This window comes from Wenyingzhuangia heitensis (assembly GCF_011762155.1).
GTDB lineage: Bacteria > Bacteroidota > Bacteroidia > Flavobacteriales > Flavobacteriaceae > Wenyingzhuangia > Wenyingzhuangia heitensis.
The window spans coordinates 844,024-870,019 of sequence record NZ_JAASQL010000001.1; the positions used below are offsets into that span (position 1 = coordinate 844,024).

At 33.1% G+C, this 25,996-nt stretch carries 22 protein-coding genes and 2 tRNA genes; 11 read left to right on the forward strand and 13 right to left on the reverse strand.

The window, feature by feature from the left end:
* Positions 1–46: 46 nt before the first annotated feature.
* From ilvA to ilvD, 5 genes are all read right to left on the reverse strand, one after another.
* Entirely contained in the window at positions 47–1,288 is a 1,242-nt protein-coding gene (gene ilvA, locus FHR24_RS03575) for a threonine ammonia-lyase IlvA (protein ID WP_167183971.1), read from the reverse strand.
* A 79-nt stretch (positions 1,289–1,367) separates the two neighbouring features.
* Complete coding sequence (gene ilvC, locus FHR24_RS03580) at positions 1,368–2,843, reverse strand: ketol-acid reductoisomerase (protein ID WP_167183974.1); 1,476 nt, start codon at positions 2,841–2,843, stop codon at positions 1,368–1,370.
* A gap of 118 nt (positions 2,844–2,961) precedes the next feature.
* Positions 2,962–3,486, reverse strand: a complete 525-nt coding sequence (ilvN, locus tag FHR24_RS03585) for an acetolactate synthase small subunit (RefSeq protein WP_167183977.1) — start codon at positions 3,484–3,486, stop codon at positions 2,962–2,964.
* A gap of 44 nt (positions 3,487–3,530) precedes the next feature.
* Positions 3,531–5,228, reverse strand: a complete 1,698-nt coding sequence (ilvB, locus tag FHR24_RS03590) for a biosynthetic-type acetolactate synthase large subunit (RefSeq protein ID WP_167183981.1) — start codon at positions 5,226–5,228, stop codon at positions 3,531–3,533.
* Between the two features lie 81 nt (positions 5,229–5,309).
* Positions 5,310–6,989, reverse strand: a complete 1,680-nt coding sequence (gene ilvD / locus FHR24_RS03595) for a dihydroxy-acid dehydratase (protein WP_167183984.1) — start codon at positions 6,987–6,989, stop codon at positions 5,310–5,312.
* A gap of 350 nt (positions 6,990–7,339) precedes the next feature.
* Between ilvD and FHR24_RS03600 the strand changes: the two genes are divergently transcribed.
* A complete protein-coding gene (locus tag FHR24_RS03600; protein ID WP_167183987.1) occupies positions 7,340–8,629 on the forward strand; it encodes a citrate synthase in 1,290 nt (429 codons plus the stop codon).
* 128 nt (positions 8,630–8,757) lie between these two features.
* On the opposite strand, the gene accD is transcribed toward FHR24_RS03600, so the two are convergent.
* The 3 genes from accD to tamL all read right to left on the reverse strand — a co-directional run bounded on the left by accD (position 8,758) and on the right by tamL (position 13,351).
* Positions 8,758–9,624 carry an acetyl-CoA carboxylase, carboxyltransferase subunit beta gene (accD, locus tag FHR24_RS03605; RefSeq protein WP_167183990.1) on the reverse strand — a complete coding sequence of 289 codons (867 nt, stop codon included), beginning with the start codon at positions 9,622–9,624 and terminating at the stop codon, positions 8,758–8,760.
* Positions 9,625–9,727: 103 nt separating this feature from the next.
* The gene (fbaA, locus tag FHR24_RS03610) at positions 9,728–10,795 is read right to left on the reverse strand and encodes a class II fructose-bisphosphate aldolase (protein WP_167183992.1); all 1,068 of its coding nucleotides are present in this window, start codon (positions 10,793–10,795) and stop codon (positions 9,728–9,730) included.
* A gap of 99 nt (positions 10,796–10,894) precedes the next feature.
* The gene (gene tamL / locus FHR24_RS03615; protein WP_167183996.1) at positions 10,895–13,351 is read right to left on the reverse strand and encodes a translocation and assembly module lipoprotein TamL; all 2,457 of its coding nucleotides are present in this window, start codon (positions 13,349–13,351) and stop codon (positions 10,895–10,897) included.
* A 132-nt stretch (positions 13,352–13,483) separates the two neighbouring features.
* Here tamL and FHR24_RS03620 point away from each other — a divergent pair, with 132 nt between their 5' ends.
* Positions 13,484–14,227, forward strand: coding sequence for a TrmH family RNA methyltransferase (locus FHR24_RS03620; RefSeq protein ID WP_167183999.1), 744 nt, complete (start codon positions 13,484–13,486; stop codon positions 14,225–14,227).
* Here FHR24_RS03620 and porT read toward each other — a convergent pair.
* The 5 genes from porT to FHR24_RS03645 form a co-directional block, all read right to left on the reverse strand.
* Entirely contained in the window at positions 14,208–14,855 is a 648-nt protein-coding gene (porT, locus tag FHR24_RS03625) for a type IX secretion/gliding motility protein PorT/SprT (protein WP_167184002.1), read from the reverse strand. The genes FHR24_RS03620 and porT overlap by 20 nt on opposite strands.
* Positions 14,855–15,583 carry a bifunctional demethylmenaquinone methyltransferase/2-methoxy-6-polyprenyl-1,4-benzoquinol methylase UbiE gene (gene ubiE, locus FHR24_RS03630; RefSeq protein WP_167184005.1) on the reverse strand — a complete coding sequence of 243 codons (729 nt, stop codon included), beginning with the start codon at positions 15,581–15,583 and terminating at the stop codon, positions 14,855–14,857. Before ubiE ends, porT begins: the two co-directional genes overlap by 1 nt.
* 9 nt (positions 15,584–15,592) lie before the next feature.
* Positions 15,593–16,486, reverse strand: a complete 894-nt coding sequence (locus FHR24_RS03635; RefSeq protein WP_167184008.1) for a NifU family protein — start codon at positions 16,484–16,486, stop codon at positions 15,593–15,595.
* Positions 16,487–16,582: 96 nt separating this feature from the next.
* Positions 16,583–17,983: an OmpP1/FadL family transporter gene (locus FHR24_RS03640; protein WP_167184011.1), complete on the reverse strand. Its 1,401-nt coding sequence runs from the start codon at positions 17,981–17,983 to the stop codon at positions 16,583–16,585.
* 15 nt (positions 17,984–17,998) lie between these two features.
* Positions 17,999–18,871 carry a hypothetical protein gene (locus tag FHR24_RS03645; protein ID WP_167184014.1) on the reverse strand — a complete coding sequence of 291 codons (873 nt, stop codon included), beginning with the start codon at positions 18,869–18,871 and terminating at the stop codon, positions 17,999–18,001.
* Positions 18,872–18,984: 113 nt separating this feature from the next.
* Here FHR24_RS03645 and proS point away from each other — a divergent pair, with 113 nt between their 5' ends.
* The 9 genes from proS to FHR24_RS03690 all read left to right on the forward strand — a co-directional run bounded on the left by proS (position 18,985) and on the right by FHR24_RS03690 (position 25,996).
* The gene (proS, locus tag FHR24_RS03650) at positions 18,985–20,463 is read left to right on the forward strand and encodes a proline--tRNA ligase (protein WP_167184017.1); all 1,479 of its coding nucleotides are present in this window, start codon (positions 18,985–18,987) and stop codon (positions 20,461–20,463) included.
* A gap of 107 nt (positions 20,464–20,570) precedes the next feature.
* Positions 20,571–20,642: transfer RNA gene (locus tag FHR24_RS03655), tRNA-Glu, on the forward strand.
* Between the two features lie 32 nt (positions 20,643–20,674).
* On the forward strand, positions 20,675–20,926 hold the full coding sequence (gene rpsT / locus FHR24_RS03660; protein ID WP_167184020.1) for a 30S ribosomal protein S20: 252 nt from the start codon (positions 20,675–20,677) through the stop codon (positions 20,924–20,926).
* Between the two features lie 13 nt (positions 20,927–20,939).
* Positions 20,940–21,011 (forward strand) — tRNA-Glu (locus FHR24_RS03665).
* A gap of 88 nt (positions 21,012–21,099) precedes the next feature.
* A complete protein-coding gene (locus FHR24_RS03670) occupies positions 21,100–22,158 on the forward strand; it encodes an anhydro-N-acetylmuramic acid kinase (RefSeq protein WP_167184023.1) in 1,059 nt (352 codons plus the stop codon).
* A gap of 225 nt (positions 22,159–22,383) precedes the next feature.
* Positions 22,384–23,850, forward strand: a complete 1,467-nt coding sequence (gene nhaB, locus FHR24_RS03675) for a sodium/proton antiporter NhaB (RefSeq protein WP_167184026.1) — start codon at positions 22,384–22,386, stop codon at positions 23,848–23,850.
* Between the two features lie 108 nt (positions 23,851–23,958).
* Complete coding sequence (locus tag FHR24_RS03680; RefSeq protein ID WP_167184029.1) at positions 23,959–24,642, forward strand: MotA/TolQ/ExbB proton channel family protein; 684 nt, start codon at positions 23,959–23,961, stop codon at positions 24,640–24,642.
* Positions 24,643–24,765: 123 nt separating this feature from the next.
* Positions 24,766–25,158, forward strand: coding sequence for an ExbD/TolR family protein (locus tag FHR24_RS03685; RefSeq protein WP_167184032.1), 393 nt, complete (start codon positions 24,766–24,768; stop codon positions 25,156–25,158).
* A gap of 4 nt (positions 25,159–25,162) precedes the next feature.
* Positions 25,163–25,996: an energy transducer TonB gene (locus FHR24_RS03690; protein ID WP_167184035.1), complete on the forward strand. Its 834-nt coding sequence runs from the start codon at positions 25,163–25,165 to the stop codon at positions 25,994–25,996.

The following is a 25,996-nucleotide window of genomic DNA, read 5'->3' on the forward strand; positions in this document are numbered from 1 at the left end:
GAAAATCGCTTTTAGGGAATTTCCTTAAAAGCGATTTTTATGAATGTTAAATCATATAATTATACAATTCAGGTTTTTTGTTTAAATATTCTCCATAGAAACCTTTGTCTTTCATTCTTGTTATTAAAGGTTCAAAATCTTCTTTGTTTTTTAATTCAATACCCACAACAGCAGAAGCTGTACTTCTACTATTTTTTTTTGTGTATTCAAAATGAACAATATCATCGGTTTCAGACAAAACGTTTCCAACAAATTCTTTAAGAGCACCAGCACGTTGTGGAAAACGGACAATAAAATAATGCTTTAAGCCATCAAATAACAAAGCACGTTCTTTCATTTCTTCCATACGAGTAATATCGTTATTACCACCACTAACAATACAAACTACATTTTTACCTTTAATAGCTTCTTTGTAGTGGTCTAATGCACTAACAGATAAAGCTCCAGCAGGTTCTGCTACAATCGCATTTTCATTGTACAGTTTTAAAATAGTTTTACAGATATGGCCTTCGTCAATTAAAGTAACATCACTTAAGTATTCTTTACAAATAGGATAGGTATTGTCTCCCATTTTTTGAACAGCAGCCCCATCAACAAACTTATCTATGTTTTCTATTTTTGTATTAACTCCTTTTTCCAAAGATGTTTTTAAAGAAGGAGCTCCTTTAGGTTCTAACCCTATAATTTTGGTAGTAGGGCTTAGGTTTTTAAATACGGTAATTACTCCAGAGGCCAATCCTCCTCCTCCTACAGGTAAAAATAAATAATCAATAGGCTTGTTAATAGCATCCAAAATTTCTAAACCTACTGTTCCTTGTCCAGACATTACATCCCAATCATTAAATGGATGTACATACGTAGCATTGTGTTCTTTTTGATAAGCTTCTGCCGCTTTAGAGCTCTCATCAAAGGTGTCTCCAATTAGCTGAATGGTAGTGTAATCACCTCCAAACATTTTAACTTGAGAAATTTTTTGTTTGGGAGTAGTAACGGGCATAAAAATAGTACCCTTTACTTTTAAATTATTACAAGCAAAGGCAACTCCTTGTGCGTGGTTACCAGCACTTGCACAAACAACACCATTGTTTAATTCTTCTTTAGATAAATTTTTAATTCTATTATAAGCTCCTCTAATCTTGTAGGAACGTACTTGTTGTAAGTCTTCTCTTTTAAAATAAATAGTAGCATCAAACAACTTAGAATAATTATCCATATAAGATAGGGGAGTAGTTTGTACAATTCCCTTAATATTCATTTGTGCTTTTAAGATGGATTCTAGCGTTACCATAAAGTAAATTTGTGTGTAATATAAAAATAAAAAAGCCGTTGCAATTGCAACGGCTTTTGGAATGTATTAAAATTCGTTATTAAGAAACGATTTTTTTCATTGCAGTCATTGCTTCACGTAATTCTTCACCAATAATTTCTACATCATGTTCGCGAATCTCTCTGTTTACAGCAATTAATTCAGCGTTATCAACACCGTTGTTAGCAGCTCCAAACGGTCTACCAACTAAATTGCTAGGTGCGTTTTTAACATACTCAGCAATTAAAGGCTTACATGCATGGTCAAATAAGTAACATCCGTATTCAGCAGTATCAGAAATTACACGGTTCATTTCAGCCAACTTCATTCTTGCAATAGTGTTTGCAATTAATGGAGTTTCGTGTAAAGATTCGTAGTATGCAGATTCGTCAATAATTCCAGATTCTACCATTGCTTCAAAAGCTAATTCTACACCAGCTTTTACCATAGCAACCATTAAAGTTCCGTTGTCGTAATATTCTTGCTCAGAAATTTCGAAATCTCCTGCTGGAGTTTTTTCAAAGTTAGTTTCTCCTGTAGCAGCTCTCCAAGTTAATAAGTTAACATCATCGTTAGCCCAGTCTTCCATCATTGTTTTAGAAAAATGACCAGAGATAATATCATCCATGTGCTTTTGGAATAATGGTCTCATAATGTCTTTCAACTCTTCCGAAACTTTAAAAGCTTCAATTTTAGCTGGGTTAGACAATCTATCCATCATGTTAGTAATACCACCGTATTTTAAACCTTCAGTAATAGTTTCCCATCCGTATTGAATTAATTTAGAAGCATATCCTGCATCTATTCCTTCAGCTACCATTTTGTCGAAACATAAGATAGATCCAGTTTGTAACAATCCACATAAGATAGTTTGCTCTCCCATTAAGTCAGACTTAACTTCGGCAACAAATGAAGATTTTAAGACACCAGCAGTGTGTCCTCCTGTACCAACAGCATACGCTTTAGCGTAATCCCATCCTTTTCCTTGAGGATCATTCTCAGGGTGTACAGCAATTAAAGTAGGTACTCCAAATCCTCTTTTGAATTCTTCACGTACTTCAGATCCTGGAGACTTAGGTGCTACCATGATCACTGTAATATCTTTACGAACTTGCATTCCTTCTTCTACGATGTTAAAACCGTGAGAGTAAGATAAACAAGAGTCTTTTTTCATTAAGGGCATAACCGCAGTTACAACAGCAGTGTGTTGTTTGTCTGGAGTTAAGTTGATTAATAAATCAGCAGTAGGAATCATCTCTTCGTAAGTTCCTACAGCAAAGTTATTTTCAGTAGCGTTTAAAAAAGATTGTCTCTTTTCTGCGATTGCAGCTGGTCTTAAAGTATAAGATACATCTAATCCAGAATCACGCATGTTTAACCCTTGGTTTAATCCTTGAGCACCACATCCGATGATTACTATTTTCTTACCTTTTAAAGCTTCAACTCCATTGCTGAACTCGCTTCTGTCCATAAATTCACACTGTCCTAATTGCTCTAATTGCTCTCTTAAAGAAAGTGTGTTAAAATAATTTGCCATTTTGCTTTTATTTTGATTCTAATTGTTTACTTGTTATTTCGCTAAAAATGAGCTTGATGGCATTAAAATACCCTCAAGCTCAAAATTAATTTTTATGCGTTGCCAAATTTAGTGATTTCTATTGAACTATCTCACCTAAAATTTTACGAATATTCATAGCTTCTTTTGAGATTGCAACTCTACCTGAACGAACAAATTGAGCGATTCCAAAAGGTGCAAATGCATTGTAAATAGCATCTATTTCGTGTTTTCTACCCGCTTTTTCTATTATAAAAAACGTTTTGTTTACCGTAACAATGTTCATATTGTTTTCTTTGATAATGTTTTGAATCTGAGGATTCTCAAACAACAAATCAGATTTAAACTTAAACATAGCTGTTTCTGTAAAGATAATTTCATCGTCTGTATGGTAATAAGCTTGAATTACCTCTACCTGCTTTTCTAACTGACCAATAATTTTCTTTACAGCTTCTTCTGTCATATTTACAACCACAATAAATCTTGAAACATTTTCAATTTCTGAAGCAGAAACCGTTAAGCTTTCTATATTGATGTGCCTTTTAACAAAGATGGTCGAAATTCTATTTAACAACCCTAAGTTGTTTTCAGAATAAACGGATATGGTATATAATTTTTTTTCCATGTCTTAATTGATTAAAAATTGAAAATGTTAAAATTCAATTTTAGTTATTCTAATCTTACATCAGATACACTTGCTCCTGTAGGTACCATTGGGAATACATTGTCTTCTTTTTCTACCATTACTTCTAAAAAGTAAGAGGTTTCACAAGCAATCATTTCATCAATAGCTCCTTGTAAATCTTCACGTTTTACTACTTTTTTAGCAGGAATACTATAGGCTTCGGCTAGCTTTACAAAATCAGGATTGATCATTTCTGTAGAAGCATAACGTTTGTCAAAAAATAATTGTTGCCATTGACGTACCATTCCTAAAAACTCGTTGTTTAGTACTACAATTTTAACCGCAGTTCCTGTTTGTAAAATAGTTCCTAATTCTTGACAAGTCATTTGGTAACCACCATCTCCAATTATTGCAACCACATGTCTGTCTGGAGCTCCCATTTTAGCTCCAATAGAAGCAGGTAAAGCAAATCCCATAGTTCCCAATCCTCCAGAGGTTACATTACTTCTGGTGTGGGTAAAGTTGGCGTAACGTACAGCCATCATTTGGTGTTGTCCTACATCAGAAACAATAACAGCATCATCGTTTGTTGCTTTATTAATTCCTTGTAATACTTCTCCCATAGTCAACCCTTCTTTAGTTGGGTTTAATTGACCATTGATAACTTTGTCAAATTCTATTTTGTCAAAATCTCTAAACTCTTGTAACCAAGCGCTATGTTCTTTGGGTTCTATAAATTCTAAAACTTTTGCCAAGGTATCTTTTGAGTCTCCTAAAACAGCCACTGTTGTTTTAACATTTTTGTCTATTTCTGCAGGGTCAATATCAAAGTGCACAACTTTTGCTTGTTTTGCATATTTGCTTAAATCACCCGTAACACGATCGTCAAATCTCATACCTACGGCAATCAATACATCACATTCGTTGGTTAATTTATTAGGTCCATAGTGTCCGTGCATTCCTACCATTCCTACATTTAAAGGGTGGTTGGTTGCTAAGGCAGACAAACCTAAAACAGTCCAGGCAGATGGAATACCAGATTTTTCTACAAAATCTTTAAATTCTTGTTCTGCACCTCCTAAAATAACTCCTTGACCAAAAATAATCATAGGTTTTTTAGCTGTGTTTATTAATGCGGCAGCTTCTTTAACCTTTTCTATATTTGTTTCTGGTACGGGCTTGTAACTTCTTACAGCGGTACATTTTTCGTAGCTATAATCTAATTCACTTAACTGAGCATCTTTAGTAATATCAATTAAAACAGGTCCTGGTCTTCCAGATTTAGCGATGTAAAATGCTTTAGAGATAGCAGCGGGAATATCTTCAGCTTTGGTTACCTGAACATTCCATTTAGTAATGGGGGATGAGATACTAATAATATCTGTTTCTTGAAAAGCATCCGTTCCTAATAAATGAGAAGCTACTTGTCCTGTAATACATACTAAAGGAGTAGAATCTATTTGGGCATCTGCAATACCAGTGATTAAATTAGTAGCTCCAGGTCCTGATGTAGCTAATGCAACACCGACTTTACCAGAAGTTCTTGCATAACCTTGTGCTGCATGTGTAGCACCTTGTTCATGTCTAGTTAATACGTGATGTAATTGATCTTGGTATTTATACAATTCATCATAGATAGGCATAATAGCTCCACCTGGGTATCCGTATGCAATATCTACACCTTCTGCAAGAAGACTTTTTACAACGGCTTCTGCACCAATGATTCTTTCTGTTTTTTTCATACTCGTAATAGTATACAGTACAAAGTATTAAGTACAAAGTTTAATGCTAATTTCTTTGTACTTAGTACTGGGTACTAAAATTTAATATTTATCTGTAACACACCCTTCAGAAGCTGAAGCTACTGATTTAGCGTATTTAAATAAGATTCCTTTATTGTGTTTTAAAGCAGGTTGCTTCCATAATTCTTTACGTTTTGCTATTTCTTCTTCAGATACTTGCAACGTAATAGAATTGTCTTCTGCACTAATAGAAATAGTATCTCCTGTTTCTACCAATCCAATTAATCCACCTGTTTGTGCTTCTGGCGTTATGTGACCAACAACAAACCCGTGGGTTCCTCCAGAAAAACGACCATCTGTAATTAAGGCTACTGATTTTCCTAAACCAGCTCCCGTAATTAATGAGGTTGGTTTTAACATTTCTGGCATACCAGGTCCTCCTTTTGGTCCAACATAACGAATAACGACGACATCTCCTCTTTCTACCTCTCCGTTAGATATTCCTGTGTTAGCTGCTTGTTCACCATTGTAAACCACTGCTTTTCCTTCAAATTTTAATCCTTCGTTTCCAGATATTTTGGCAACAGCTCCTTCTTCAGCAAGGTTACCGTATAAAATTTGTAAGTTTCCAGATGATTTTAAGGCTTTGTCTTTTGGGAAAATCACATCTTGATCTTCAAATTCCATCGCTTTTACATCCGCTAAATTTTCGGCTAAAGTTTTACCTGTTACTGTAATACAATCACCGTGTAAGAAACCTTGCTCCAATAAATATTTCATAATAGCAGGAGTTCCTCCAATTCCGTGAACATCTTCCATTAAATATTTTCCAGATGGCTTTAAATCTGCAATTAATGGAGTTCTGTCAGAAACTCTTTGGAAATCTTCTAAAGTGAATTCAATATCAGCTGCATAAGCTATAGCTAAATAATGCAATACTGCATTGGTAGATCCACCTAGTGCATTTACAATAGCAATAGCATTTTCGATAGATTTTTTTGTAACAATATCTCTAGGTTTTAAATCTAGTTCTAATAATTTTTTCATAGCCTGTGCAGTACGCTCAGCTTCTGATAGTTTATTAGGGTTTTCTGCTGGAATAGATGAGTTGTAAGGCAAAGCCAATCCCATACATTCTATAGATGATGCCATAGTGTTAGCGGTATACATACCTCCACATGCACCTGCACCTGGAATAGATGCTTTGATGATTTCTCTATATTCTTTTTCGTCAATTTCTCCTGCAACTTTTTGACCCAAAGCTTCAAAAGCAGATACAATGTTTAACTTACGCCCTTTGTATTTACCAGAAGCAATAGTTCCACCATAAACCATAATTGATGGACGGTTTAAACGAAGCATGGCAATAATAGCACCTGGCATATTTTTATCACATCCTACAACACCAATCAAGCCATCATAGCTCTGAGCATTTACTACAGTTTCCATAGAGTCTGCAATAATATCTCTAGATGCTAAAGAATAATTCATACCAGACGTTCCCATAGAAATACCATCACTTACACCAATGGTGTTAAAGGTTAATCCTACTTGCTCGTTAAGATTCGCATATTTTTTAATTTCTTGAGCTAACTTATTTAAATGCATGTTACATGGATTACCATCATAACCAGTACTTGCAATACCAATTTGAGGTTTGTTCATGTCTTCATCTGTCAATCCAACTGCATATAGCATAGCTTGTGATGCTGGTTGAGAAGGATCTTGAGTAAGTCTTTTACTGTGTTTATTTAATGCCATTTTAAGAGGTCTTTTTTTTCTGAATTTACTTAACAATACACAAAATTAGAATAGTAATTCAAGTTTAAAAAAGCAACCTAAAAAAGTTACGTTGTTCAGAGGTTTGTTTTTTGTGTAAACATCTGTAATAGTGGTGTTTGGTTTTTTTATTTAATGATGTTAATCTTGTTTTTATGTTTTCTAATTATATATTTAACAACATGATAAATGTTGTGGATTCTAACAGAAAACTATATTGTTGTTAAACTACGTATTTTTACGTAGTTTAATTAAGTATTTATTTCTTTTATTAATACTTAATTATTTGTAGATTTGTGAAATTCAAAAAAATGAGGAAATAACATTTATATATGTCAAACACAGCAATATTAGAAATAGAAGGAAAAAAATATGAGTTCCCGATTGAAAAAGGTTCGGAGAACGAATTGGCAATTGATATCAAACAGTTGCGAGGAGTAACTGGTGGTGTTACTACAATTGATCCAGGTTTTAAGAACACGGGATCATGTAAAAGTGCTATTACTTTCTTAGATGGTGAAAAAGGTATTTTACGTTATAGAGGGTATGCTATTGAGGATTTAGCTGAGAAAGCTTCTTTCTTGGAAGTTTCTTATTTGTTGATTTTTGGAGAATTACCTACTCAGGTAGAGTTGGATAAGTTTGAACAAGATATTAAAAATGAATCTTTAGTAGATGAAGATATTCATAAAATTTTAGATGCTTTTCCAAAGAATGCACATCCAATGGGAGTGTTGTCATCATTAACAAGTGCTTTGACAGCATTTAATCCAAGGTCTGTAGAGATTACGTCTAAAGAAGATATGTATCATGCCATTACTATGTTGATGGGGAAATTTCCTGTGTTAGTATCTTGGTGTATGCGTAAAATGAAAGGGGAGCCTTTAGATTACGGAGATATCGACTTAGGTTACGAGGAGAGTTTTGCTAAAATGATGTTTAAGAGACCTAATCAAGAATATAAGTGTAATAAAACAATTATTAATGCTTTAGATAAGTTGTTGATTTTACATGCAGATCACGAACAAAACTGTTCTACCTCTACAGTAAGAATTGTTGGTTCTTCTCATGCTGGTTTATTTGCATCTATATCTGCAGGTATTTCTGCTTTATGGGGGCCTTTACATGGTGGAGCGAATCAAGCGGTTATTGAAATGTTGGAAGCTATTAAAAATGATGGTGGAGACTTTGAAAAATACATTACAAAAGCAAAAGATAAAAGTGATCCTTTCCGTTTGATGGGATTTGGGCATAGAGTTTATAAAAACTTTGATCCTAGAGCGAAGATTATTAAAGTTGCTGCAGAAGAAGTATTAGCAGATTTAGGTATTGAAGATCCTGTGTTAGATGTGGCTAGAGGTTTGTCTGAAGCAGCATTAAATGATGAGTATTTTAAATCTAGAAACTTATATCCAAACGTAGATTTCTATTCAGGTATTATTTACCGTGCATTAGGGATTCCTGTGGAAATGTTTACTGTTTTGTTTGCAATGGGACGTTTGCCAGGTTGGATTGCTCAATGGAAAGAAATGAGAGAAAATAAAGAGCCTATTGGTCGTCCTCGTCAATTGTATGTAGGTGAGCCATTAAGAGCTTATTCAGAAATTAAAGATAGAAAATAAGCTGTTTTTAGTTTATAATTAACAAATCCCCTTTATTATTAATAATAAAGGGGATTTTGGTTTTTAGTATAAAAAAAGGATCATTGTTGTAAATGATCCTTTTCTATGTTTTATAAAACAAAAATGTGCTATGCTTTGGTTCTAATTTTAGAGTTAGAAATTAAATCTAAGTATAAGTTGATTTGTTTTTTTAAGTTTTTACGTTCGTATATCGCATCTAAAAATCCATGTTCTAATAAAAATTCTGAACGTTGGAATCCTTCTGGTAAATCTTGGCCAGTAGTATCTCTAACGACACGGGGTCCTGCAAAGGCAACTAGTGCGTTAGGTTCTGCAATATTAATATCTCCTAGCATTGCGTAAGATGCAGTTGTACCTCCTGTTGTGGGATCTGTACATAAAGATATATAAGGAATTTTAGCTTCTGCTAACTGTGTTAATTTTGCAGAAGTTTTAACCAATTGCATTAAAGACAAAGGGGCTTCTTGCATACGTGCACCACCAGATTTAGAAACCATTAAAAAGGGTACTTTATTTTCTCTGGCATAATCAATAGCTCTGGCAATTTTTTCACCTACTACAGATCCCATAGAACCTCCAATAAACGCAAAATCCATAGCTGCAATAACTAAAGGTTTTCCATAAGAATTACCAACAGCTGTTCTTACAGCATCTTTTAGTTTTGTTTTTGCTTGTGCATCTTTTATTCTTTCAGGATAAGGTTTGGTATCCTCAAATCCTAAAGAGTCAACAGAACTTAAATTTTCATTTAACTCTGTGTACTTATTATCGTCAAATAATATTTCAAAATATTCGTTACTCCCTATTCTTACATGGTATCCGTCTTCTGGGCTAACATATAAGTTCACTTTTAATTCATCAGTGTCAATAATTTTTCCACTAGGAGTTTTGTACCATAAACCTTTAGGTACATCTTTCTTTGCTTCTGTAGGGGTTTGAATTCCTTTATCACTTCTTTTAAACCAAGCTGTCATAATTATTCATTTTAATAGTAGGGCAATTTACTAAAAAAAATAGAGAAACTGTATAAAAACAGTTCCTCTATTAAGTGTTATAAAAAAGTTATAATCTGATTGATTATAAAGTGTTTACGTTGTTTAAGTCTGTAAAAGCTTTAATTAAACGAGCTTTTAAAGTCTCTTCACCTTTACGTAACCAAACTCTTGGGTCGTAGTATTTCTTGTTAGGTGCATCAGCTCCAGATGGGTTACCAATTTGAGAAGCTAAATAGTCTGCGTTTGCAGCAAAATAGTCTCTAATTCCTTCCATAAAAGCATATTGTAAATCAGTATCAATATTCATTTTAATAGCTCCGTATCCAATAGCTTCTCTAATTTCTTCAACAGAAGATCCAGAACCACCGTGGAAAACAAAATCAATAGGGTTGTGTCCTAATCCGTGTTTCTTTTCGATGAATTTTTGAGAGTTATCTAAAATTTTTGGAGTTAATTTTACGTTTCCTGGCTTGTAAACACCGTGTACGTTTCCAAAAGCAGCAGCTACGGTAAATCTAGGAGAAACTTCTGATAATTGCTCGTAAGAGTAATTTACTTCTTCTGGTTGTGTGTATAATTTAGATTCATCAACATCAGAGTTGTCAACACCATCTTCTTCACCTCCAGTGATTCCTAATTCAATTTCTAAAGTCATTCCCATTTTATCCATACGAGCTAAATACTCTTTACAGATAGCAATGTTTTCTTCTAATGGCTCTTCAGATAAATCAATCATGTGAGAAGAGAACAAAGGTGCTCCAGTTTCAGCAAAGTGCTTTTCAGATGCATCTAATAAACCATCAATCCAAGGTAATAATTTTTTAGCAGCGTGGTCTGTATGTAAAATTACAGGTACTCCGTAAGCTACAGCTAATTCATGTACATGTTTTGCTCCAGCAACACTTCCGGCAATAGCAGCTTTTTGATCTGTATTGTCTAATCCTTTACCTGCATTAAAAACACCACCTCCGTTAGAAAATTGAATAATTACTGGTGAGTTTAATTCTTTAGCAGTTTCTAAAACTGTGTTAATTGTATTGTTACCTGTTACGTTAACAGCTGGCAATGCAAATTGTTTTTCTTTAGCTAATCTAAAAATCTCTTGAACTGCATCTCCTGTAGCAACTCCTGGTTTGATATTGTAACTCATTATATAATTGATTTAATTGAATTAATGACAACAAAAATAGGCATTTTTAAGGGAAATAATAGGAGGGTGTGTACTTCTTTATACGAAAACGATATCGTACTAGAAAGGATAGTTGATACCGATGTTTAATACGGATTCGTTTAATCGGTAGTTAGATAGCCATTTGTTTTCGTCTAAATAAGGTTCAAAAGTCTTAAAGGCTAAATCTAATCGTAATACTAAAAAGTTAAAATCATATCGTATACCAAAGCCTGTTCCTAAGGCTATGTTTTCTAAAGATTTAAAACTGTCAAAAATTTCATCGTCAGATGCTGCAGAAGAGCTAGGTAAATTCCAAATATTACCTGCATCGGCAAAAACGGCTCCGTGAATACTATTGATAATTTTAAAACGATATTCTAAACTAGAAAGTATTTTAAGGTTACCAATGTTAAATTCTAATCCAGAGTTAGAGCTTCCAGGACCTAATTCATAAGTTTTCCAAGCTCTAATATCGTTAGATCCTCCAGCAAAATAACTAGTGATAAAAGGAATGTCTTTGTTTTTTCCTGTGGGAATTGCAATCCCGACAAAGGTTCTAAATGCTAGTGAATTGTTAATGGATTTACTCCAGAATTTTCGATAATCAATATCTATTTTCACAAATTCTGAAATAGGAATTTTCTCAAATATTTTTTGATTGTTTTCTTCTTTTAAAAAGAAACTATTTACATTACCAGAAGAGCTTATTTTGGTTTTAAAAAAGTTGTAATTAGTGTCCGATAAACCTCGTCTACTGTTGTGTTCAAAAGAATAGGAGGTTGCAGGAATAATATTGTTACTGGTAATGATATCTTCTCTTTTGGCAATATTTTTTAATGTGGTATATTCTTCTGGATTGCTACTAGCAAAACTATTAGGAACGTTGTTAAGAAAGCTAGAAGCGTTATTTATAGTTAAGTTGTAATTAGGGTCTATTAAAGGTTTGATTTCAGAAATTTTTCTAAACTCAGAACTATAAATATCAAAGTAAGATTCAGGGTTTAAATTGTTAATAAACTGCAAATTTAACAATTCTATATTGTGTGTGTTTTTGCTAGAGGATTTCCATGTGTAGTTTATAACACCACTTACTTTTTGTTTGTCTAATCCAATGTTTTTCTGAAAACTAGTACCAATGGTTACCTTGGTTTTAGGAGTCATAGTTCTAGGGATGATGTTACTTATAAAAGGAAAAATAAAACGAGGAAATTCCAAAGAAATATCAACCCCTACTTCATATGCATTAAAGCTTGCAGAGTCTTCTCCACTAACTTTAGTGGCAGTGTCAAAAATACTTCCTTGTAAAGAAAGTTGAAAAATTTCAGCTCCTTTAAATAAGTTTCTATTGATAAAACTAAATCCACCAGAAAGACCTAATTGTTTAATGTTAGAGTGAATAATTTCGGTATTAATTCCTACTCCATATTTTTTTTGAGGTGTTAATACAATAGTGGTTGTCAGTTTGTTGTTGGCTAATTCTTTATGTGATATTTTAATAGATTTGAAATTATTTAAAGATCTTAAGTGGTCTCTTGTTAGCTCAACATTTTGATCACTATACACTTGGTTGGGTTCTATAAATATAGAATTGCTTAGTGTTTTTGTCTTGTGTTTTAGTTTGTTGTGTGCGTAAAAATCTATAAAGTTGTAACTCTTTTTAATGTCATAAGGGCTGTTTCTTGTTTGGTAGCTATAATCAGTATAAACATTGACCTTTTGAATGGTTTGTATTTTGGTAGGCAATTCAATAATCTCGTTTCCTTTTTTTATTTTTCGATTATCGATATGAATTTCTACAGGTGTAATATTATTGCTAGCTAAAGTGTCTATTTCTCTAAAACTAACCAATCCCTCGCTAAAATGATAAAACCCGTTGTTTCTTAAAGTAGTGGTTATTTTAGAAACAGTATTTTTAAAATTTTCTAAATGATATTGTTGTCCTTTTTCTAGGGGCAATCTATTTAAGTTTTGGTTTAAAGTTTCTTTAACTGAGGCAGAGCTAATTTGATAATTAATGTCTCCTATATAAAAAGGGCTGTTTTTGGTAATGTTATAAATAACGTTGGCTTTTTTAACATCGTTTATAACGGTTGTTTTAACCACAGCATTAAAATAACCATTGTTAAAAAAATGAGTTCTTAGGTTTTGTTCTGTTTGTTTTGTTTTTGAGGAGTTTAAAATAACGGGAGCTTCCCCTTTGGCTAAGAACCAATCATTAAGTTTTTTTCTTTTGTTTAGTAGTTTTAATGTTTGCTTTTTTGATAAAATTTTATCTCCTAGATTATTTCTATCTACAAACGCTTTCATTTTTTCTTGATGAATAGAATCGTAGTTAACATCTCCTATATTGTATATGTGAATCCCTAAAGGAATTCCTAAAACAGTATTGTTAGGTCTCTGAATTAAATAAGAGGTGATGTCTAGATCAGAAGTTTTGTTGCCATCAATTTTAATGGTGTTTTGATCTAGTAGTTGCTCATTTTTTTTAACGTACTTGGTCGTGTTACAAGCAGTAAGTATAATACTGAGTAACAAATAAGGGGTAATTTTAAAAAAGTGTGATTTCAAAAAACAACTATTTTTTTTTCAAAAATAAGCATTAAATAGGTGACTGAGTAATGCTTATTGATTTTTAGTATTAAATTTGATTTTTAAATAAATTACACTATGCCGATTTCTAAAAATCAAATCAAATTAATAACGAGTTTACAGCAAAAAAAGTATAGAACAAAAGAAGGTCTTTTTGTGGCAGAGGGCATTAAAGTGGTGGGTGAATTTTTAAAATCGGATTTTCATTTACATAGTTTGTATTGTACGGATGATGTTTTAGAAATGTATAAATCTTATCAGCCTACCATAATTTCGGAAATGGAATTAAGGAAGATAAGCGTTCTAAAATCTCCTAATAAAATAGTCGCACTTTTTAGCATTCCAGAAACTCCTTTGTTAGAGGATTCTGGTTTAAAAGTAATGTTGGATGAAATTAATGACCCTGGTAATTTAGGAACTATTATTAGATTGTGCGATTGGTTTGGAGTAAAAGAATTGATTTGTAGTAATACTACGGTAGATTGTTACAATACTAAAGTTGTGCAGTCTACCATGGGGTCTTTAACTAGGGTAGTGGTAAAATATGTAGACTTAGTGGACTATATAAAAAATGCTAAACAATCTTTTTATGTAACCGACATGGAAGGGCAAAGTGTGTATGGTGCTAAATTACCAGAAGATGGAGTTGTGATTATGGGGAACGAGGCAAATGGTGTAAGTGCTGAAGTAGAAGCTTTGGTACAGAAAAAAATAACCATTCCTAGGTTTGGAGAAATTCAGCAAACCGAAAGCTTAAATGTAGCAACAGCTACTGCAATTATTTTAAATGAATTTAGAAGAGCTACTGGAAAGTTAGGGTAAGTAATATTGCTCTAGATTTTAAACTATTCAAGCTGTTTTTAGCCGTAGTTCCTAGTCCTTTGTATTCATTATTAAATCCGTATATACCTCTAATAGAAGGAGAGAATTTAAAGTAAGGAAAATAGAAATGAGTCCCTAAAGCAATTTCTCCCATAAAATTGTGTTTTGTTAAAACAAAATCATTAGGCTTTGCTCCTCCATCTCCAATATTTTTTTCAGCTGTAAAATTATAATTATAAGAAATTCCTGTAGAAAAATAAGCGCTTACATTGTTAATTCTTTGGGTTGTGAATTTAAATGAGATGGGTAGATGAAAATGTGTGGTTGGCATTTGAATGGTTTCATTTGCCAAAGTAAGTTTATTGGTGCTGCTTAATACTCCGGGTTCTGCTATTACGCTTATGTAGTTGTTTAAGTGTAAATCTGCCAATACACCTAATTGAAAACCTACACCAGGGGTAATGGATGCATTACTTGCTTTTATAGCGTAGCCTTTGTAATGTAGTCCTAAGTAATAACCATATCGAAGAGGTTTATTATCAAAGTTTTCTAATTGCGTAATTTTTTCTTTTTGTGCATAACTAAATGTACAAGTTAAAAAAAGAAAGAAGGCAATAAGACGTATCATTATTTGGTAGCTTTATAAATGGTAGATACTCCAAAAGTAACAGGAATATCTTGAACATTGTTAAATCCGTTATTTTTTAATATTGTGTTAAAAGCTTCTCCATAAGGAAAAGAGTTTGCGGATTCTGATAAATAAGAATAAGCAATTTTGTCTTTAGAAAATAATCTACCTACCAAAGGTAAAATTACTTTACTGTGAAATTGATATCCTTGTTTAAAAGGAAATTGCGTGGGTACTGATGTCTCTAAAACAATAAAAATCCCCTCTGGTTTTAAAACTCTGTGTATTTCCTGAAGCCCTTTGTTTAAATGTTCAAAGTTCCTAACACCATAAGAAACGGTAATGGCATCAAAAAAATTGTCTTCATAAGGAATGTTTTCAGAATCTCCTAATACTAATTCTATGGTGTTTTCTAATCCTAAGGTTTTAACTTTTTCTTTTCCTACTTCTAACATTCCTGCAGAAATATCCAAACCAACAACTTTTGCGGTGGGAATGGCTTTACTTTCCATAATAGCCAAATCTCCTGTACCAGTAGCAATATCTAGTATTTTTTCAGGATTTGTAGCTTTTACAAGTGCGACTACTTTTTTTCTCCATTTCACATCAATTCCAAAAGTTATGACTCTGTTTAAGCCGTCATAATTTCCAGAAATATTGTCAAACATATTTGCTACCTGGTCTTTTTTGGTAGCGTTAGAGTCTTTGTAAGGTTTAATGGTAGACATAAATAAGGATTAACCGTTGGCAGCAATTACGCTGTTTATTTTATTAGGTAGCATTTCTTTTAACATGGTTTCTATTCCATTTTTTAAAGTAATAGTAGAAGATGGACATCCGCTACAAGCTCCTTGTAAAATTACATAAACATCTTTGGTGTTTTCATCGTAATTCTGAAAAACAATATTTCCTCCATCATTAGCAACAGCAGGTTTAACATGCTCTTCTAAAATATTTGCTATTTCTAAAGAAACTCCTTCTAGGTTTTCTATAGGAGTAGCTTCAATTTCTACTTTTGCTTTTTCAATAGAAGTATCAATAATGGTTTTTCCTGATTGAATATACTCTTTTAAGAAACTTCTTAATTGTGTGTTTATTTCTCCCCATTCTATCATCTCATTTTTGGTGATAGAAACATAGTTCTCAGAAATATATACTTCTTTTACAAAAGGGAATTCGAATAAAACTTGAGCTAGAGGAGAATTTTTAGTTTCTTCTGCAGATTTGTATTCATTGTCGTCTGGAGTTAACATTTTGTTACAACCAAATTTCATTACCATTGGGTTTGGTGTGCTTTCTGCATACACTTCAATAGCTACTTTTCTAGTTTCAGCTTTGTCGGTAACAATGGTGTTTCCTTCGTTTAAGTAGATTTCAATTAATTCTTTAATATCATTCTGAATATCACTCCATTCAACAATATCGTATTTTTCTATAGCGATAAAATTAGCACTGATAAAAATTTTACTGACAAAAGGAAGTTTAAATAACTCTTGAGATACAGGAGATTCTTTAGCTTCGTCAATGTTATTAAACTGATAACTACCTCCTTGGGTGATTTGATTGTTGCTAACAAACTTAACAATGGAAGGATTGTTAGTTCCTTCTATATTTATTTTATGTGTACTCATATCTCAAAAAAATTTGTACAAAAGTAGGGTATTTATATTTAATTACGGTCTAAATTTATAGGTTGCTCTTAGAGATAACTACTCTAAATAATCAACTTAAAAAATGTAAGTGTAGGTGATACTTAAATTGGTGTTTTTGTTGTCTATAGTGGCAGGATTTGCTTTGTCACCATCGTATAAATCATATTCATTATTTTGTTTGGTTGCTCTATATGCTAAATCCAAAATAGAGTTTCCAAAGCGATAGCCTGCTCCTAAAGATCCAGAATATTTATTCCCAAGTCTAATAATATCAACATAGTTAGGGTCTAAATTTTCTTTAAATGGGCTTTGTTCATATCCTGCACCACCTCTAAGGTTTAAGTTTCCTAAACGGATTTCTGCTCCAATAACAATATTATTTGTGTTTTGTAAGGCATTTGTAAAGTATTGATTATCGTCTTTAAACTCTGGTAAGCCATCTAGGTTTAAAGAATTGTAAACTTTATAGGTGTAATCAATATTTATAAAACCTAGTTTGCCCAAAACCACTGCAGCACTGGCTGTTAATTTGCTAGGGGTTGATAAACTGTATTCTAGGTAAGAGTTATCTCTATAAGGGTCTGCAGCATTTATTCCTTTGTCAGGGATGTTAGCAATTAACTCTGTAACATCATATTCTTCTAAAACATTGTAATACCAAGTAGGAGAGGCTATGGAAAGCCCTAACCTAAGTTGATGTATTGGTTTTAGTATAACACCTGCATTGATGGAAAAACCATCTGCTGTTTGAGAATTATTTTGAATAGACAATCCGTCTAGTAAATAACCTGTATTGTCTTCGTTTAATTCGTTAAGTTCTGTGGTTTGATAAAGACTTAAACTATGAAAGTTTAGACCTAATCCTAAATAAACATGCTCGTTGTATTGACCTGCCAAACTAAAGCTAAATTTAGAGGATTTACCGTCTATTAAGTTGTGCAAGCTTTGACTTTGTGCGTTTTCAAAATGTTCTGAAGTGTCTAGATCTTCGTTTTCGTGATAACCAGGAGCATTGGGGTGTCTGTAAAAACTGGCATAACCTCCATTTCCTTCAAAATAATCTCTTGTGTAAAAATTATTGGTTCGTTGGTAATTAACAGAGAAAACAACTTTTCTCCATCCACTGTAAGAGTTTATATCATTAAAAACAAAGGCACCTCCAATTTGGTCTAGGTTAAAATCAGAAGATTTGTTTTGTGTGCTACTGCCATAGTAATTGTTAGAGTTTTTGTAATTATGAACACCTCCGGTAATACTAAATTGACCGTGATTAAAGATCGCGGCTCCAGCTGGATTTTTTTGTGTAGCGCTTAAATCTCCACCAACAGCTCCCATAGCTCCGTTTAATCCTACGAATCTAGCGGTACCTATAGTGCTTTCTGATGAAAATAAGACTCCTAAATCTGTATAGTTTAAGGATTGTGCCTGAGTACCCGTAAAGGTGATAATGGCTAGTATGTATAAAATATTTTTCATGTCTTAAGAGTGTTTTTATCTCCTTCTAGAGCTATTGCTGTTAGACCTGTATGAAGAAGAACTTCTGCTATTTGAACTGGAAGAAGAGCTAGAGTTGTTGTAATAACGACTGTTAGAGGTGTTACTGCTGCTCTTGTAGTTAGAGTTGTTTACAGACGGTGTTTTAATTGATGAATTGTTGTTTGACGAAGAAGATCTTCTGTAGCTTTTTGTAGGCTGACTATTGTTACTGCTGTTGTTATTGTAATAACGACTTCTTGACGAATTTTGAGTATTGTTACTATTGTTGTTATTATTATAATATCTGCTATTGTTGCTAGATGAACGATAGGTGTTGCTGTTGTTTCTTCTACTTTGCGGCTGTCTATAACGATTGTTACTACCATTGTGGTAATAATAATACGATTGATAATAAGGATTTCCGTATCCGTATCCATAATAAGGGTAGTTCCAAGAAGAGTTGTAGTTATAACCAAATCCCCAAGACCAATTGTTGTACCCGTAATAATTATTCCATCCCCAGGAGTTGTTCCATCTATTTTGATGTCTCCAATAAGGATCGTTCCAATTACTGGTTCCCCAATAAGGATCGTAAGAGTTTACATAAACATTTATATTCTGATTATTGGGTTCTGAGTAGTGTGTTATTTCTTTTTCTGTCTTAGGCTGAACATTAGGTTCGCTGTTATCTAAAACAATAGAGTTAAGTCCGTTTACACGATTCATTTCGTCACTAAAAACAGTATTGGGTCTGTGTTCGGGTGTTTCGTAAATACCGTCTGTATATGGGTAGTTTTGATAAAATGTACAAGATGAAAAAAGAAGTGATAAGACCCCTATGAATATATACAAGCGCTTGTTGGTATGTAGAAAGTTAGGTATCTTCATAATACTTGTTATTTTATTGTTGAACAATGCAAAAAATAGTAGTTTTGCGAACCAACCTTGATGAGGTTTAGTTATAGTATTAAAATTACAATTTTTGTGCCAAATAAATAGATATGGGGTCTAAGTTAACAAGTAGGAGTACTGATTACTCAAAGTGGTATAACGAGTTGGTAGTAAAAGCCGATTTAGCTGAAAATTCAGCAGTTAGAGGGTGTATGGTTATCAAACCCTATGGTTATGCTATTTGGGAAAAGATGCAAAATGAATTGGACAAGATGTTTAAGGAAACAGGTCATGAAAATGCTTATTTTCCGTTATTTGTTCCTAAAAGTTTGTTTGAAGCTGAAGAGAAAAATGCCGAAGGATTTGCAAAAGAATGTGCTGTGGTTACTCATTACAGGTTAAAAACAGATCCGGATAATCCAGGGAAATTAATTGTAGATCCAAACGCAAAATTAGAAGAAGAACTAGTTGTTCGTCCTACTAGTGAGGCTATTATATGGAATACGTATAGAGGTTGGGTGCAGTCTTACAGAGATTTGCCAATTAAAGTAAACCAATGGGCAAATGTGGTGCGTTGGGAAATGAGAACAAGATTGTTTTTAAGAACAGCTGAGTTTTTATGGCAAGAAGGGCACACGGCACATGCAACCAAGCAAGAAGCTTTAGAAGAAACTTTACAAATGCAAGAAGTATATGCAGATTTTGCAGAAAATTTTATGGCAATGCCTGTTGTAAAAGGAGTAAAGTCTGAAAGTGAAAGATTTGCAGGAGCAGATGATACATATACTATTGAAGCATTAATGCAAGATGGAAAAGCATTGCAAGCAGGAACATCTCACTTTTTAGGGCAAAATTTTGCCAAAGCGTTTGATGTAAAATATACATCTAAAGAAGGAAAGCAAGAGCATGTTTGGTCAACGTCGTGGGGAGTATCTACACGTTTAATAGGTGGGCTAATCATGACTCATTCAGATGATTTAGGTTTGGTGCTGCCTCCCAAGTTAGCTCCTATCCAAGTAGCTATTGTGCCTATTTATAGAACTGAAGAGCAACTAGAGGCAATTTCTGTTAAGGTGAATGAAATTTCATCACAGCTAAAAGCAAAAGGAATTTCTGTCAAGTTTGATGATAGAGATACATATAAGCCAGGGTGGAAGTTTGCAGAATACGAATTAAAAGGAGTTCCTGTAAGAGTTGCAATAGGGGCAAGAGATTTAGAAAATGGAACGCTAGAAATAGCTCGTAGAGATACCTTAGAGAAAAAAAGCTATCAGCAAGAAGAAGCTGTAGAGGTAATAGAAGCTTTACTGCATGAAATACAAGAGAATCTATTAACCAAAGCATTGGGTTACAGAAAAGAACACACTACTGTAGTAGACTCTTTTGAAGAGTTTAAAGAGGTTATAGAAAATAAAGGTGGTTTTGTATCTGCGCACTGGGACGGTACAGAAGAGACAGAAGATAAGATAAAAGAGATTACCAAAGCGACTATACGTTGTATTCCTTTAGATACTAAAGAAGAAGAGGGGGTTTGTGTGTTTACGGGTAAGCCTTCAAATAAGCGTGTTTTGTTTGCAAAAGCCTACTAGTAAAAAAACTTTAATTTTTTTTGTGAAAAACTTTGTGGAATTGTAAAACGTGTGTATATTTGCAACCGCTAAAGCAAAAAGCAATAGCTTTTAGATTAAGCAATAATGGTCCGTTCGTCTAGGGGTTAGGACGCATGGTTTTCATCCATGTAACAGGGGTTCGATTCCCCTACGGACTACAATTTTTTAGAATAAGATAACACATAATAAGATGGCAAATCACAAGTCAGCATTAAAGAGAATAAGAAGTAATAGCGCTAAGCAGGTAAGAAATAAATACCAGCACAAGACGACTAGAAACGCTGTTAGAGTTTTACGTAGTACTACAGATAAGACAGAAGCTGAAGGGCAGTTGTCTAAAGTTGTAGCTATGTTACAAAAGTTAGCTAAAAATAACATTATTCACAAGAATAAAGCAGCTAACATTCAGTCTAAGTTAACTAAGCACGTAGCTTCTTTATAAGAAACAAAATAATGGTCCGTTCGTCTAGGGGTTAGGACGCATGGTTTTCATCCATGTAACAGGGGTTCGATTCCCCTACGGACTACAAAAGCCTTACTGGTATTCAGTAAGGCTTTTTTCGCGTTCTATAAAGTTTCAGTTTTTAATGGTAATTTTGTACTATTGTTTTTAGAATGAATAAGAATCAAAATATGTATATAATAGCACTCATGTCTGGAACTTCTTTGGATGGAGTAGATTTAGTATATGTTCGTTTTGATGAGTTGAATGATTTCAAAATTATGGAATCAGAAACGATACCTTATTCTGATTACTGGATTAGTCAGTTAAAAAATATAGCCTCCATTCCTAAAGGAAATCAACAGCTCTTGACTTTAGATGTTGAATTAGGGGTTTATTTTGCGAATCTTATAGGTTCTTTTATAGAATCAAAAAACATATCTAAGATAAATTTGATTGCTTCTCATGGACATACCGTTCATCATCAGCCAGAAAAAGGATATACCTTACAAATAGGTTGTGGTAAAGAAATTCATAATAAGACAAGTATAAAAACGGTTTACGATTTTAGAACTCAAGATATTGCTCTAGGAGGACAAGGGGCTCCGTTGGTTCCAGTGGGAGATCAATTGCTGTTTTTGCAATATGATTACTGTTTAAATTTAGGCGGTTTTTCTAATGTGTCTTTTGAGGAGTGTGGAGAAAGAAAAGCTTTTGATATTTGTCCGGTAAATATTGTGTTGAATTATTATGCAAACCAATTAGGTTTTCCGTTCGATGACAAAGGGGTGTTGTCTAAAAAAGGGAAGATCAATAGAGAGTTGTTAAGGGAGTTAAATGAATTAGATTTTTACAAATTACTGATTCCAAAATCATTAGGTGTTGAGTTTGTTAAGAAAGAAATTGTTCCTTTAATTTTAAAATATAATTTAATTGAAATAGATGTTTTACGCACTTTTGTAGAACATATTGCCATTCAGATTTCTGAAAAACTAAAAAAAGGAACGGTGTTGGTAACGGGAGGTGGAGCTTATCATGAGTTTTTGTTAAACAGAGTACGTCAGTTAAATTCTAATCTAACTTTAATAGTACCAGAATCTAAAATAGTAGAGTATAAAGAAGCGTTAATTTTTGCTTTGTTAGGTAAATTAAGAGTGGAGTCTAAAATAAATTGTTTGTCTAGTGTAACAGGGGCTAAAAGAAATCATTCATCTGGGGTTGTTTTTGGGTAGAACAAAGTATCTTTTTCTTTCTGTTCTTTTGAAAAAATAATAATTACATGTTTTGTTATTGAATTAAATAACTATTAAAATTATTGTTAAATATTTATAAAATTAATTCAGCTTTGTTAAATTATTGTTGTTTTATGATATTTACTGAATTTTTAACAAGTATAAATACCTACTAAAACTATTAAAATACTATTTTAGCTACCAAATTTTTTAAAATAAAATACGATGAAATATTTTTTAGGCTCTAGTCCAAAATGGTTCAAGCTTGTAATGATCTTTTTCTTATTGATCAATATTCCACTTTCAATTTACTTTCCAACTGTAGGAGCGTGGTTGTTTATAGTAGAGTTTATTTTTACATTGGCAATGGCATTAAAATGTTATCCATTACAGTCTGGAGGTTTGTTAGCAATTGAAATTATTGTGTTAGGATTAACATCACCAGAAAATGCGTATCACGAAGTAGATCAAAATTTAGAGGTAGTACTACTGTTAGTTTTTATGGTGGCGGGTATCTATTTTATGAAACCTTTGTTGATGTATATCTTTAGTAAAATATTCACTAAAATAAAATCAAAAGTTGTGTTGTCATTGTTGTTCGTGTTTTTATCAGCAATACTATCTGCCTTTTTAGATGCATTAACCGTAACAGCTGTTTTAATTAGTGTGGCAGTAGGTTTTTATGGTATTTATCATAAAATACACTCAACTTCGGGAACAGATTATAATGATGATGGAGTTATTGATAGAAAAGAATTAAGTGGTGAGACCTTAGAACAATTCAGAAGCTTTTTAAGAAGTTTGATTATGCACGGTGTTGTGGGAACAGCATTAGGAGGTGTTTGTACATTGGTAGGAGAACCTCAAAACTTGTTGATTGGTGAAAGAATGGGATGGGATTTTATTGAGTTTTTCTTAAAAATGGCTCCTATTACAATTCCTGTATTGGTTTGTGGTTTGTTAACTACAGTAGTTTTAGAATTAACAGGGTCTTTTGGATTTGGGGCTAAATTACCTAAAATTGCAGATCAAATTATACAAGGATATACGGCTGAAGAAGATGCTAAAAGAACAGCAAAAGAGAAATATGCTTTAAAAGTTCAGGGAATTGCGGCTTTATTATTAATTGCAGGTCTGGCTTTACATTTAGCTCCTGTAGGTTTTATAGGGTTGGCATTAATTATTTTACAAACTGCTTTTATGGGAATTACAGAAGAGCACCAGTTAGGGCATGCTTTTGAAGAAGCATTACCGTTTACAGGTTTGTTGGTAGTCTTTTTTGTGGTGGTCGCTATGATTCACGATCAACATTTGTTTTCTCCAATAATCCATTGGGCATTACAACAAAGCCCAGAGTCTCAACCAGGCTTGTTTTACATAGCAAACGGAGTGTTGTCTGCTATTAGTGACAACGTATTTGTAGCAACTGTTTATATTGGAGAAGTACAAGCAGCGTTTAAATCTGGAGCAATTGATAGAGAACATTTTGAACATTTGGCAATTGCAATTAACACAGGTACTAACTTACCAAGTGTAGCAACTCCAAATGGACAAGCAGCTTTCTTATTTTTATTAACTTCTGCATTAGCACCATTAATCAATTTATCGTACGGAACTATGGTAAAAATGGCATTGCCTTATACAATTGTATTAGGTGGTGTTGGTTATATTATGGTAAGAGTTATTTTGTAAGTTAAAAAACACACAAACAAAAAAAGGAACCTTTTAAGGTTCCTTTTTTTGTTTGTAGTTGTGCAATAATAAATTGTATTTTCGTTACATAAATTAAGAGTTTATATTATGGTTCAAAATCAAGCTGAAGTTTTACCTGTTGCTGAGGTAAGTCAAGAAAAAACATTGTCTATTCTAGATTTAATTATAGATGGTGGTGTAGGTGGTCAAATTATCATGGGGATTTTATTCTTGTTGTTAATTGTGGCAGTCTATATATATGTAGAGCGTTTTTTAGCAATAAAAGCAGCTAGTAAAGAAGATAAAAACTTTATGAATCAAATAAAAGAGCAAATAAGTATTGGGAATATTGATGGAGCTAAAAGTTTGTGTTCTAAAACAGATACACCAGTGTCAAATTTAATTCAGAAAGGAATTTCTAGAATAGGAAAACCTTTAGAAGATATTAATACGGCAATAGAAAATGCTGGAAAACTAGAAGTGTATAAGCTAGAAAAAAACGTAAGTGTGTTAGCAACCATTTCTGGAGCTGCTCCAATGATTGGTTTCTTGGGAACTGTAATCGGGATGATTGTTTCGATTCATGAAATTGCAAATGCTGGAGGTCAGATAGATATCAAAATGTTATCAGATGGTTTGTATACAGCTATGACTACTACAGTAGGTGGTTTAATTGTTGGAATCATTTCTTATATAACATACAATCACTTAGTGGTAAAAACAGATAAAGTAGTGTATCAAATGGAGGCTAAAACGGTTGAGTTTTTAGATCTACTAAATGAGCCTATGTAACTATGTAAGTTTAAAATAGATTTTTGAAACCTAGTCAAAAATCCTTAGTAAGGAAAAATGTTAGGAGTGGAAATGTTTGAGCAATTTTAGTTGCATTAAAAAATGGAGTAAAAAGTATAAGTAATGAATATCAGAAGTAGAAATAAAGTAAGTGCTGACTTTAATATGTCGTCTATGACAGATATTGTTTTCTTACTGTTGATTTTTTTTATGTTGGCTTCCACTTTAGTTACGGTAAATGCTATTGATGTTTTATTGCCTAAAGCGGGAGGAAAAACAGAAAATAAAGGAGTGATTTCTGTATCTATTACCAAAGATGGGGCTTATTATGTAGATGCAGATCAAGTGGAATTCAATCAGTTGGAAAATACGTTGTTGACAAAATTTTCGTCTAAAAACGAAGGAACATTGGTGATAAGAGGAGATCATGAATCTGCTTATAAAAATATTATGAGTGTAATTGATATTGCCAATAGAAATAAAATCAAAATGATTTTAGCAGTAAAAGGTCAGTAACGGTATGATTTTTAAAACTACATATGAGAAAAAAGCAGCAATTGTGACTACTGTGTTCACTGCGGTTGTATTGTTTCTGTTGTTTTTTTGTGGATTGCGATATTTAGATCCGCCAGAAGAATATGGAGTGGCTATTAATTTTGGAACTTCTGATTTTGGATCTGGAGAGCCTAAGTTAAATGAAAGCATAAAATCTAGTCCTGTAAAAGAACAAGCAAGTCCTAAACAAGAGATATCAAAGCAAAGCAACAAGCCACAAGAAAAGGTAATTACCCAAGCAACGGAAGAGGCTCCGGTTGTAAAAGCTACCAAAGAAGTTAAAGAAGTAACTCCTAAGGTGGTAGAAAAAACAAAGGTTCCTAAAAAAACAATTGAAAAAGAAGTTGCTAAAAAACCAGTACCTACACAAGAAACTCAAAATGCATTAAACAATCTGTTTGGAAAAAAATCAGAAGGTAAAGTGGCAGAAAGCGAAGGAGATGATAAGGTGAGTGGTGTAAAAGGTTCTGAATCTGGAGATCCTAACAGTACTAAGTATTATGGGAATGATGGATTGGGAGGTGATGGAAATTACTTGTTAAAAGGAAGACGAGTTTTGGATACACCCAAAAGAAAGCCAGATTGTAATGAAGAAGGAGTGGTTGTGGTTAGAATAGAGGTAGATGTAAATGGAAAAGTGATTGTTGCAGTGCCTGGTGTAAAAGGAACCACAAATAATAGTCCGTGTTTGTTAGAACCTGCAAAAAAAGCTGCTTTGGCGACCAAATGGAACCCCGATGGAAATGCACCTAACAAACAAGTAGGGTTAATACGTTATAAATTTATTCTTTCTGAATAA

Coding starts and splice junctions, on each gene's coding strand:
- ilvD (WP_167183984.1), bottom strand. CDS start 6,989: ATGGCATTAAATAAACACAGTAAAAGACTTACTCAAGATCCTTCTCAA.
- nhaB (WP_167184026.1), top strand. CDS start 22,384: ATGAAATATTTTTTAGGCTCTAGTCCAAAATGGTTCAAGCTTGTAATG.
- ilvB (WP_167183981.1), bottom strand. CDS start 5,228: ATGAAAAAAACAGAAAGAATCATTGGTGCAGAAGCCGTTGTAAAAAGT.
- ubiE (WP_167184005.1), bottom strand. CDS start 15,583: ATGTCTACCATTAAACCTTACAAAGACTCTAACGCTACCAAAAAAGAC.
- rpsT (WP_167184020.1), top strand. CDS start 20,675: ATGGCAAATCACAAGTCAGCATTAAAGAGAATAAGAAGTAATAGCGCT.
- accD (WP_167183990.1), bottom strand. CDS start 9,624: ATGACAGCTTGGTTTAAAAGAAGTGATAAAGGAATTCAAACCCCTACA.
- FHR24_RS03680 (WP_167184029.1), top strand. CDS start 23,959: ATGGTTCAAAATCAAGCTGAAGTTTTACCTGTTGCTGAGGTAAGTCAA.
- ilvA (WP_167183971.1), bottom strand. CDS start 1,288: ATGGTAACGCTAGAATCCATCTTAAAAGCACAAATGAATATTAAGGGA.
- FHR24_RS03685 (WP_167184032.1), top strand. CDS start 24,766: ATGAATATCAGAAGTAGAAATAAAGTAAGTGCTGACTTTAATATGTCG.
- FHR24_RS03635 (WP_167184008.1), bottom strand. CDS start 16,486: ATGAGTACACATAAAATAAATATAGAAGGAACTAACAATCCTTCCATT.
- ilvC (WP_167183974.1), bottom strand. CDS start 2,843: ATGGCAAATTATTTTAACACACTTTCTTTAAGAGAGCAATTAGAGCAA.
- FHR24_RS03600 (WP_167183987.1), top strand. CDS start 7,340: ATGTCAAACACAGCAATATTAGAAATAGAAGGAAAAAAATATGAGTTC.
- porT (WP_167184002.1), bottom strand. CDS start 14,855: ATGATACGTCTTATTGCCTTCTTTCTTTTTTTAACTTGTACATTTAGT.
- FHR24_RS03670 (WP_167184023.1), top strand. CDS start 21,100: ATGAATAAGAATCAAAATATGTATATAATAGCACTCATGTCTGGAACT.
- FHR24_RS03640 (WP_167184011.1), bottom strand. CDS start 17,983: ATGAAAAATATTTTATACATACTAGCCATTATCACCTTTACGGGTACT.
- FHR24_RS03690 (WP_167184035.1), top strand. CDS start 25,163: ATGATTTTTAAAACTACATATGAGAAAAAAGCAGCAATTGTGACTACT.
- FHR24_RS03645 (WP_167184014.1), bottom strand. CDS start 18,871: ATGAAGATACCTAACTTTCTACATACCAACAAGCGCTTGTATATATTC.
- fbaA (WP_167183992.1), bottom strand. CDS start 10,795: ATGAGTTACAATATCAAACCAGGAGTTGCTACAGGAGATGCAGTTCAA.
- ilvN (WP_167183977.1), bottom strand. CDS start 3,486: ATGGAAAAAAAATTATATACCATATCCGTTTATTCTGAAAACAACTTA.
- FHR24_RS03620 (WP_167183999.1), top strand. CDS start 13,484: ATGCCGATTTCTAAAAATCAAATCAAATTAATAACGAGTTTACAGCAA.
- proS (WP_167184017.1), top strand. CDS start 18,985: ATGGGGTCTAAGTTAACAAGTAGGAGTACTGATTACTCAAAGTGGTAT.